At 27.2% G+C, this 3,435-nt stretch carries 6 protein-coding genes; all 6 read left to right on the top strand.

Going from position 1 to position 3,435, the window contains the following annotated elements; all coding sequences use genetic code 11:
* Positions 1 to 654 precede the first annotated feature (654 nt).
* The 6 genes from HMPREF2663_RS11170 to HMPREF2663_RS11145 all read left to right on the top strand — a co-directional run bounded on the left by HMPREF2663_RS11170 (position 655) and on the right by HMPREF2663_RS11145 (position 3,315).
* The gene (locus HMPREF2663_RS11170; protein ID WP_070846443.1) at positions 655 to 906 is read left to right on the top strand and encodes a hypothetical protein; all 252 of its coding nucleotides are present in this window, start codon (positions 655 to 657) and stop codon (positions 904 to 906) included.
* 10 nt (positions 907 to 916) lie between these two features.
* On the top strand, positions 917 to 1,390 hold the full coding sequence (locus HMPREF2663_RS11165; RefSeq protein ID WP_049383425.1) for a DUF5083 family protein: 474 nt from the start codon (positions 917 to 919) through the stop codon (positions 1,388 to 1,390).
* A 13-nt stretch (positions 1,391 to 1,403) separates the two neighbouring features.
* Complete coding sequence (locus HMPREF2663_RS11160) at positions 1,404 to 1,778, top strand: DUF4467 domain-containing protein (RefSeq protein ID WP_070846441.1); 375 nt, start codon at positions 1,404 to 1,406, stop codon at positions 1,776 to 1,778.
* 21 nt (positions 1,779 to 1,799) lie between these two features.
* Positions 1,800 to 2,189: a DUF4064 domain-containing protein gene (locus HMPREF2663_RS11155; protein WP_002490423.1), complete on the top strand. Its 390-nt coding sequence runs from the start codon at positions 1,800 to 1,802 to the stop codon at positions 2,187 to 2,189.
* A 1-nt stretch (position 2,190) separates the two neighbouring features.
* Positions 2,191 to 2,583, top strand: a complete 393-nt coding sequence (locus tag HMPREF2663_RS11150) for a DUF5084 family protein (RefSeq protein WP_070846439.1) — start codon at positions 2,191 to 2,193, stop codon at positions 2,581 to 2,583.
* A gap of 102 nt (positions 2,584 to 2,685) precedes the next feature.
* Positions 2,686 to 3,315, top strand: a complete 630-nt coding sequence (locus tag HMPREF2663_RS11145) for a DUF5079 family protein (RefSeq protein ID WP_002496653.1) — start codon at positions 2,686 to 2,688, stop codon at positions 3,313 to 3,315.
* Positions 3,316 to 3,435 lie beyond the last annotated feature (120 nt).

The raw sequence follows: 3,435 nt of genomic DNA, 5'->3' as shown, positions 1-3,435 counted from the left end.
TATGCGATAAATAAAGTGAAAAAAGTAGAACAGTTCATTAAAGAGCAAGAAGAAAAGTAAAATAAATTGAAGAAAAACTAAGCAATGTAAAAGTTGCTTAGTTTTCTTTTGATTACAACGAATAGTAAATTTTAATTTTACTACTATATACATATAAAATATTTTAGAGAGAAAGCCAACATCGAATATACAACACCACATGGACATGTGTATCGCATGGATCACAAAGGTTGAAGAAGCATATGTGGATGACCTCCCCTCCCTTAAGATTTTGGATATTTAATTATGAGATTATTCAGAGGCTCTAAAAATTTAGGAAATCTCGTAAAAATATATAATTATGCTTACTACTCCCACTAAATTTCACTTGTTTTTCTGCATTTTTAATTTTGCATGGACTTTTTTATCAAAAGGAAGCCTTAAAGTAGCAGGGGGAGATGTTAAAGCGAAAGTTAAATTAGGTGAAAGAAAAGCTACAATTGAGTTTCGGAGTGCAAAAGTTGGAGTAGAAATAAAATTTAAAAATTTATAAACTTCAACAATCAGTAGAAATTAAAGCCAAAATAGCAGACTTAAATGATAAAATAAAAAGAGCAACACGAGTTAAGATTAAATTAACTAAGTTAAAAAAGAATGTTAAAGAGCACAAATCAGATGCTAAAAATTTATTTAAAGAATATCTTATTGGAAAGGGAGAATAATTCGAAATGGCAAATGAAAAGTGAGAATGAACTTATAGTAGGTTCGATGTCATATTGTATAAAAAATATTGACGAGAATATTGATCGACTAATTGATAAAATTACTGAGATGCAAAATGAAGTTAATTCATTAGATAGTATATTGTCTATACTAGATAATGTAATCAGTTCAATAGCCTCAGCTATTGAAAAAATAACCAATTAAAGGAGAAGAAATGGAAAATATAAAGAAAGTCAATAAGATATTTTTATCATTTGAAGTCATTCCTTTTATAATGTCAGTTTTACTGATTTTTTCACCGATGATAGCGGATATAATGAATAACCGTTTGCAGTATGGTAGAGATTTTATGGATAGAGTCGCTTTATATTCTTATGTTTCAATTATGAGTGTATATGTAATTACCATACTGTTAGAAATTGTTTTTTATTTTAAATTACTTAAAAATTATCAATACGATCAAACAAATGTGGAATTAGCTAATAGAGTTAAAGTAACAAAAGTATTGTCAATTTTATATATGATTCCAGGATTATATGCGATTCCGTTCTATTTTAGATTTTTACATGTTCGCTCATTTAGAAAAAATAAAAAGTCAGGACAACCTGCTTATCACTTTTGGGATGCCTTTATAAGGCCTGATAGAAAACCTTTTGAGTTGAAAGACTTTTTTATTAAAAATAGATAATAAGGAGAAACTGATGAAAAAGTTATGTATAGGTGTGTTGATTATAATGATGAGTATCATCAATAGTAGTTGCAGTCACGACCAGAAAGAAAATAAATATCAAAGTCAAATTGATAAAGTAATGGAAATACAGCAAGAAACACATAAAGAGATGGTTAAGAAAAGTGATCAAGTTACGCCTAAATTTAATAAAGATAAAGTTAATACTTATGTTTTTGAGGATGGTAAATTGATTGTGGTAAGTTATAAGCTATTTAAAGATAAAGATCAATTATTCTATGCAACATATGAATTTAAGGATGACAAAATTTATTATAAGAGAGATATTGATCCCAAAACATATGTGAAGAATCATCACTCAGATTATAAGGATATCAAAGTAAAATAATTTAAAGGAGTCGGAAAATAAATGGAAAAATTAATTAAAGTGACGTCTTTAATTGGCGTTATCATACAAAGCTTTTTAACATTATTGTTTTTATTATTTTTAATTTTATCAGCAACAGGAATTATACAACCGGATTTAACCACAACAGTTAATGGAAAAGAAACAGTACAAAGTCCAGAAACAGCTCAGGCAACATTTGTTACAGTATTTGCAATTTTCTTTGTCGTTTCTTTAGTTGCAGATTTATTAGGTATTTTTGCTATGAAAAAGTTATTTGTGAATAATAAAATGAGCGGTATTTTGCATATTGTTGGAGCTGTTATCAGTGCTAATTTATTAACATTTATAGCTTGGTTAATCAGTGGCATTTCTATATTAAGATATAACAAAACACAGAAAGAGGTCTCGTAGTATGAAATATACTTGGTGGATACTTTTAATAGTTGCAGGCGTTTTAAGTTTAATAAGTGTTTATGGATTTATTCTGAGTGTAGGCAGCTTTGGAATGATTGCGTTGAATATCATGTGGTTATTTGTTTATACACCACATAAAAATTCAAAAGCACTTGAATCTGTATCAAAACCAACGATAAATTTATCAATTATCGGAACATACGCTGTCATAGTATTGATGTCCTTTCTGTTTTATTTTGTAATGAAAGCTGATTTTATGGAAATAGGCATAAAATTATATGGAGAAACTTTTAATGTGTTTGGATTACTATTATTTATCATTGGCATTATTTTATTTACTATAGGTACATGGTTTGTATATCAAATACAACAATCACGATTAAGACAATAAAATGAATAGAATATATTTTACGACGGTTTAATGAGAACGCCGTCCTATTTGTTTATACATATATGTATAAGATAGCGATACGAAATAAAAGGGGCAAATAAATTGGAAGAATCATTAAATCGTTTAAGAAAACCAGCAATACAAGTAGTAAATATATTTTCGTTGTTGTTTATATTTTTTGCATATGTACAATATCAACTTGATCTTACACTTGAAAGAACACCTAGGTATCTAATCATTACTACAGTCCTTGCATTAGTTGTTAATTTGCTTGGACTATTCCAATTTTTTGAAAAGAAAATTGATAATCCCATAAATAAAGCGAAGCGATATTTAATAGTAAATATATTAAGTCTCTATGTCTCATATCTAACTTTGTATAATTTATACTTTTTTGTAGCTGCTGAACATCATTATTATTTAGATAAATATTGGTATATTGGTTTTATAACATTACTTTTTTGTACAACTATGCATATATTAAGTGTATTATTAATGAGATTCTCTCCCAAATGGTTAAAGTATGATAAAAGAATAGTCATTATAATTTTGAAGACTATTGCTTCGTTGATATATATACAAAAAATTATAGAATATATAATAATTCCAAACATAGCCAATTCCCATTTTGTATTTTTAGTGTCAATATTGTATATTTTCGCCTGCAATTTTTTAGTAACTAGTTATTATTTACTGTATGGTAACGTTTATACAGAGACAAAAAAACAATAGAGAAATAAAAAAACATTAACAGGAGAGTATATAATAGAATTAGACGTATTGATAATGCCTAATATAGCTAAAATGGAATTTTCTATTTATCCAGATTATTGGAAAGATGAGATGAAAAGA

Source organism: Staphylococcus sp. HMSC077D08, assembly GCF_001837945.1.
GTDB lineage: Bacteria > Bacillota > Bacilli > Staphylococcales > Staphylococcaceae > Staphylococcus > Staphylococcus epidermidis.
This window is presented reverse-complemented; position numbering and strand designations above follow the sequence as displayed.